Origin of the sequence: Desulfurococcus sp. (genome assembly GCF_049970475.1) — an archaeon.
Classification (GTDB): domain Archaea; phylum Thermoproteota; class Thermoprotei_A; order Sulfolobales; family Desulfurococcaceae; genus Desulfurococcus; species Desulfurococcus amylolyticus.
Map to the genome: position 1 here is coordinate 1 of NZ_JBMFMW010000070.1, position 6,105 is coordinate 6,105.

Annotated in this window: 7 protein-coding genes and 1 tRNA gene; 4 read left to right on the plus strand and 4 right to left on the minus strand. The window is 44.7% G+C overall.

Annotated features, from left to right (window positions below):
• Positions 1-456: 456 nt before the first annotated feature.
• The 4 genes from ACP5N5_RS05085 to ACP5N5_RS05100 form a co-directional block, all read right to left on the minus strand.
• Positions 457-531: transfer RNA gene (locus ACP5N5_RS05085), tRNA-Arg, on the minus strand.
• A 73-nt stretch (positions 532-604) separates the two neighbouring features.
• A complete protein-coding gene (locus ACP5N5_RS05090) occupies positions 605-1,024 on the minus strand; it encodes a hypothetical protein (protein ID WP_428133532.1) in 420 nt (139 codons plus the stop codon).
• A gap of 9 nt (positions 1,025-1,033) precedes the next feature.
• Complete coding sequence (locus tag ACP5N5_RS05095; RefSeq protein WP_428133534.1) at positions 1,034-1,405, minus strand: hypothetical protein; 372 nt, start codon at positions 1,403-1,405, stop codon at positions 1,034-1,036.
• A gap of 10 nt (positions 1,406-1,415) precedes the next feature.
• Positions 1,416-1,751 carry a hypothetical protein gene (locus tag ACP5N5_RS05100; protein WP_428133536.1) on the minus strand — a complete coding sequence of 112 codons (336 nt, stop codon included), beginning with the start codon at positions 1,749-1,751 and terminating at the stop codon, positions 1,416-1,418.
• Between the two features lie 177 nt (positions 1,752-1,928).
• Between ACP5N5_RS05100 and ACP5N5_RS05105 the strand changes: the two genes are divergently transcribed.
• From ACP5N5_RS05105 to ACP5N5_RS05120, 4 genes are all read left to right on the plus strand, one after another.
• A complete protein-coding gene (locus ACP5N5_RS05105) occupies positions 1,929-2,807 on the plus strand; it encodes a hypothetical protein (RefSeq protein WP_428133540.1) in 879 nt (292 codons plus the stop codon).
• Between the two features lie 40 nt (positions 2,808-2,847).
• A complete protein-coding gene (locus ACP5N5_RS05110; RefSeq protein ID WP_428133545.1) occupies positions 2,848-4,005 on the plus strand; it encodes an AAA family ATPase in 1,158 nt (385 codons plus the stop codon).
• 590 nt (positions 4,006-4,595) lie between these two features.
• Positions 4,596-4,781, plus strand: coding sequence for a chromatin protein Cren7 (locus tag ACP5N5_RS05115; RefSeq protein WP_173361975.1), 186 nt, complete (start codon positions 4,596-4,598; stop codon positions 4,779-4,781).
• A 241-nt stretch (positions 4,782-5,022) separates the two neighbouring features.
• On the plus strand, positions 5,023-6,105 hold a 1,083-nt coding region (locus ACP5N5_RS05120), incomplete at its 3' end, for a 4Fe-4S binding protein (RefSeq protein ID WP_428133543.1).

Below are 6,105 nucleotides of genomic sequence, written 5' to 3' on the forward strand. Positions count from 1 at the left end.
CTACAGGAGCGGTTGACTTTACTCATGGCTTGGAGGGGAAATACTAATATTTATGCTTGAAATTAAGGCAGGGAGAACGCTAAGCAGCCTACAACTAAGAAACACTTGGCAAACCATATTCTACGTGGTGTCCATGTCGGGGCTCGAGGATCTCCAGGATCAACTTCATGGAGAAATTATAATATATAGCTCATCATTATTCAACAATCGCTTTTCTCAATAAATCCGGGGATGGCTTAGCATTCACGACAGCTTTAGCACCTCTATTAAATAATTATATTATCCCAATTATATAGATAAAACACCTTGAAATCTACTTCGATTCAGTAGTATCCAATGGTATACCTGTTGTATAAATAATGATGAAGCCCCTCCAACTTCCTTGCGGGATCCAATTCTAGTGGTGCTAGAGTGATAGGCATGGGCAACCACCATGAAATAATAGAATTGCTTCAACGGGCCCGCCGGGATTTGAACCCGGGTCCTCCGGCTCCGGAGGCCGGCGCCCTATCCTGGCTAGGCAACGGGCCCGTATTCCTCTTGATTATAATATGCTCTTGATTTTTATTAATTAATTATGTTGAAGACTCCGGAGTGTTAATGTCTAGTTGTCTTCTTTAACTAGTCTCTCGAGGATCCCGGTGAGGCCCCATACCGTTATGATGCCTAAGATTACTAGCAGTAGTGGCGTGGTATCTATATAGACCTCTATATTGTTTTCTCCAGTGACTAGCGGGGCTTTGATGAGTCCCGGGCTTGTTGTGGATGTGATGAGTAGTATACCTACTAGTATAGATATCGCATGGAAAACTATTCCTATAAATGGCTTCGATAAATATGATAGGGTGCTTAGTGCTGTGAAAACACATATCAGGAGCAGTAGGATACGGGGTTCGATTAACTCGAACCTTGTTTTTAACACGTAGCCTAGTACACCTGGTACTATGATGGCGAATACAGCATAGTATATTAACCCGGTTATAAGCCCCTTGATGATACTAGTCACGATTTTCCCTACAGCCATTACGCCTGGTCACCCCGTCTTAATCACTATCTTGTATAAGCCTAGAACTTTGAACTCAATGTAGTTGATGCTTGGGACCTCATTAACATCTAGGCTGATCTCTATCCTCTTCTCTCCTTTATCTAGCTCTGGGATCGAGATACTGGTTGCACTGAGGTTTACCTTGAAGTCCCTTAGCTTTATATATGAGCAATATGAAATAATTAATGAAACCCTGTAGGTATTATTGTCGAGGACCCGGAGTCCACCGGTGTCAACACTGATTGATAGGCAGGATGTATTGGTAGCGAAATCACGCATCAATATAATCAGCGGGGATATCAATAGAATAACCACTGTAATAGATGTCACGAGCAACACATACCTGAATGGGCCGAGCAAGCTACTTCCCTTACTTCTCTTCTCTCATCTTAGACTCAGGCTTCTCTTCAGACCTCTTCTCTTCTCCTTCACAAGGCTTACCCTCAGACTTTAATCCTTTGATTCCATGCCCTATTAGAAGGGAGCCCGCCCACACGGTTATACCTAGGAAACCGAGTCTCACCGCTATATCGACAAGTGTATTCACTAGTTTGACTACTGCTTCCTCTATGCCTGAACCCTCGATCCCTGGTAATCTATAGCTGTAGAACGATGACAAGGCTATTGATACAGCTAGAACTATGAATGCTAATCCCAGTAGTATCAAAGCTAGGAAGATGAGCGGGGCCCGCTTAATGAGATCCATCTTTATATCAACTCCACTAGTAAACATATTGTGATCCATAATATTTAATATTTAAGGCTTGTGAATCCCTTGGTTGACCAATAATGCCGGGTACCCCTAGTGTATTACTATACCCGTTATTTAAAAACCGTTCACAAGGGATATGTTGGTGGAAGCGTGTGATAAAGGGGTTTAGGCATGTCTATCTCTATTACTGGCTCTAGGGGTGGCTTCTTCAGTAAACTGCTGTGGGCGTTTAAGCCCAAGGATCCATTTGTCAGGAATATTGAGGAATCCATAGTATTAATGGATAGGATGATAAGGAGTATTGAGGCATCTAAGAGAAGCCTTGAGATCACTCTCGAGGAGCATAAGAGGAAGCTTAAGCTAAGCGGTGTACAAGACAAGGAGCTTCAAGAGATAATAGATGAGGAGAACAGGAATATAATGGGCTACCTCAACCTCTTCACAAAGGTATACTATGATTTAACAAGGGTTAGGCTCAGGCTTGAGACAATCACGCAGGTCCAGGAACCAATGAAGGTGTTACCGGAGGTACTAGAAGAATTAAAGAGGATCGAGCCCGAAGTAGAGAAGATCAACCCACAGCTGGTAAGCCTGATAAGGATGATTGAGCAGAAGGTTGGAAGCATAAAGGTGTCAACCGATAGCTCATCTATACCCCAGCCCCTCATAAATAAGTATATGAGTCAGAAAAACGAGGAAAAGACTCCTGTAAAGCCGGTTGAAAATATTGAGGCACTAGTCCCACCAGCTACAGTGGATGAGAGAGCCAGGGCGGCTGTGAAAATACCGCCTCCACCACCCTCGAACAATGGGCAGCAAGCATCGAAACCGGTGGAGGTTGAACCCGAGTTTCAGCGGGGCAGTATAGAGAGCAGGAACGAGGTACCGTTAAATATTGTTGAGCAATGGGTGCTGGCTGAGCTAAGGAGTAAGGCGGGTATACTCGACATCCAATACTTCACATCGAAGTATAGGGTTTCACGCGACACGGTTTATGAGGTATTGAGGCGGCTAGAGGAGAAGGGATTAGTGAGGTTAAAGCGCTTCTAAGCTGGATTAACCCTGGCTACTGGGTGTGATTGCTGTGAGCATGCAGTATCTCGTTGATAAAGGTATAGAGTACGCTCACAAGGCTGTCTCAGCAGATAAGGCAGGGGACTACGAGACAGCTATAAAATACTATAACTCTGCCATAGACCTCTTATCAAAGTACCTTAAACTATACCCTGACTCCCCTCTAGCGGAGACGTATAGGGACCTGGTGCAGAAGTATAAGAATAGGGTAGCACTGCTAGAAAAGTATCTATCTAACTCAGTGAAGATAGGTGGTTCTCAGGGCGAGGAGGGCAGTATAGATGACGTTGTCGAAGTACTGGAGCCTGAGAAGAGGAGTAATAAGAACACGTTTAAGGATCTAGTAGACCTGGAGGAAGTAAAGCAGGCTTTGAAACGCTCAGTAATATACCCTGTGAAAACACCACACCTCTACCCTCTTGGATGGGCCCAGGGAATACTCTTGTTTGGTCCACCTGGATGCGGTAAAACAGAGCTGGCGATAGCCCTTGCCAACGAGGTAGACGCTGTCCTTATAAATGTAAGCCCAGCCACAGTTATGAGTAAGTGGCTTGGTGACACAGAGAAAAACGTTAAGAAGATATTTGATAAGGCCAGGGAATATGCTTCGCAAGGTAAACCAGTGATCATATTCATTGATGAAGTAGACAGCTTACTACAGCCCCTGGGAAACGAGGTGGGCGGCGAGAAGAGGATGAGAAACCAGTTCCTGATCGAGATGGATGGATTAAAGAGCAAGGAGAACAAGAAGATGCCGTTATTCGTAGTGGGTGCAACGAATAAGCCGTGGACCCTTGACATAGGCTTCATAAGGAGGTTCGAGAAGAGGATATATGTCCCACCACCAAACAGTGAAGTCAGGAAACAATTATTCATACACTTCATCGGTAAATTGAAAGACATCTACACAATAGATAACATAGACTATGAGAAGCTAGCGAACTTAACAGAAAACTATAGTCCAGCAGACATAGCCAGCATAGTCAAAGAAGTACAGAATAATGTGGCAGAGGAATTAAACGAGAAAGGATTATCGAAGCCTGAGGACATAAAGCAAAGCAGGCCACTAACCACAGAGGACTTCGTAAAGGTAATAGAGAAGAGGAAGCCTAGTATAGATCCCTCATGGCTGGAAGCATACAAGGAATGGCAAGAGAAATACGGCGCACTCTAAAGAACCGGGTACCCGGTTAAACTATAAATTGGTCACCGGGTACCCGGTATCCCGGTTTTCACACTCTATAATAGACTTCTGTTTTCACAGCTAGCGATTGAATGGTTTCACTCATGAATCATCTAAGCTATTTCTTTGAACACGGTCGCATTATACAAGCAATGGCTTACTAATGCGTGAACACATTCCATGTCATCCTGCTGGTTCATTCATATGCCTTGTACCTGGTTTTCATAGTTGTTTCCGACGATATCTGTGGGAATAGTTAAATCCATGTCTCGGAATAAATAATATAATGTGCGATGAGGAGAGTCATGCCGAGGGATCCCTAGGATGACCTCAGCCCTGGGGTAGCTGAGCGGTTCTCCATCTATAGGATCACACTTAGGAATGGATATTGTAGAACATCTCTAAGACCCGCTAGGGTTTTGAATAGTGCTGATACCTCACTATTTCTCAATATAGTTGAATATATGTAATAACATTGTTATGTACATAGATAGTGTTGTATCGAGAAAAATCGAATAATTACTAAGCTATGGGAAAAATTATATAAGGGTTTAACATATTAATTTACAATGGTGATCCATATGCCCTGTACAGAGAAAGTAAAGGTGAAAACCCCAGGCGGTAGGGAACTAGAGCTAGTACCTGTAAAGGTATGGCAGCTGAACCCAAGGGGTAGGAAAGGAGTTAAGATAGGGTTGTTCCAGGATCCTGGAACCGGGAGATACTTTAGAACCAGGGTACCAGAGGAATACCCGCTCTGCAGCTAGCCGGTTACTATAGCATATTTTTAACCCTCTATCTCTGTTTCGAGGATATGATCCTCTTCCAAGATAGTACCCATCCAGACCTCTATTAATCCTGGAAAGAGGGTCAGCTGTTACCAGGGTTCTAGCATGATTGATTATGTCTCTCTCCGTCCTGGGGGAACAGGATTTTTAGTTGTAATGTCAGCGCTTATTTACCTGTTTTAACAATATATATTCATAATAAAGGTTAGTGGGAGAGTATATGGCTGACCTAAGTGTTGAACTAGCCGGGTTGAAGCTAAGAAACCCGATAATGAATGCTGCCTGTCCTGTATCAAGGGACGCCGATGCCATGAGGATGTTAATAGATAATGGCGTTGGTGCAGTCGTGGCTAAGACTATAAGTGTGAAGCCGGCTATAGTCCCACGCCCCAGCATGGCAGCAGTTGATCGTGGATTAGTGAGGGCCCACCTACTGAAAACCCTGAAGCCTGGCGATGTAAGGATTACGCCGGTGGACAGCGGGAACCACCGCTTCATATATGCTGTTCTTAATGCTGAATTATGGAGTGATATACCAGCTGAGCATTATTTAGAGAGAGAGTACCCGCTTGTTAAGAGTTATTGCGAGGAGAAGGGGGCAGTGTTTATAGCGAGTATAGGGTATACACCCGAGGAGCTATCTTTGCTCGGCCCGAAGGTTGAGAAAGCCGGCGTCCAGGCGATCGAGTTTTCAACACATTACATAGGCAGGGATTATCGTCCAGTAATAGAGGCTGCCAAAGCCCTCAGGGAGAGCGTTGACATACCAATATTTCCGAAACTAAGTCCCTTCACCCCCAACATTCCCGAACTAGTGAAGGAACTTGAGAAAGTGGGCGTTGATGGGATCGTTGCTACGAATACTATTGGCCCAGCCCTACACATAGATGTTGAGACCGGCTTACCGATCGTTGGTGGTCCATACGGCTATGGATGGATGAGCGGCCCAGCCCTTAAGCCACTCGCATTGGCAGTTGTCTCACAGGTGGCTTTGAATACAAAGCTACCTGTGATAGGTGTTGGAGGGATTAGTAGGGGTGTGGATGTCATAGAGTACTTCATGGCTGGTGCTTCAGCAGTACAGATATGTACAGCGGCGTTGATTGAGGGCCCACAGGCATTCGCTAGAATAATTAGGGAGGTGAATGAATGGCTCGATAGACACGGATATACAAGTATCCTTGATGTAAAGGGCTTGGCATTGAAGTATTTAAAGCCGGAGCCTAGAAGAGTGTGGGCCCAGCCACCGGTAGTAGACGAGAAGAAGTGTATTGGATGCGGGTTCTGTGAGCAGGTATGCAAC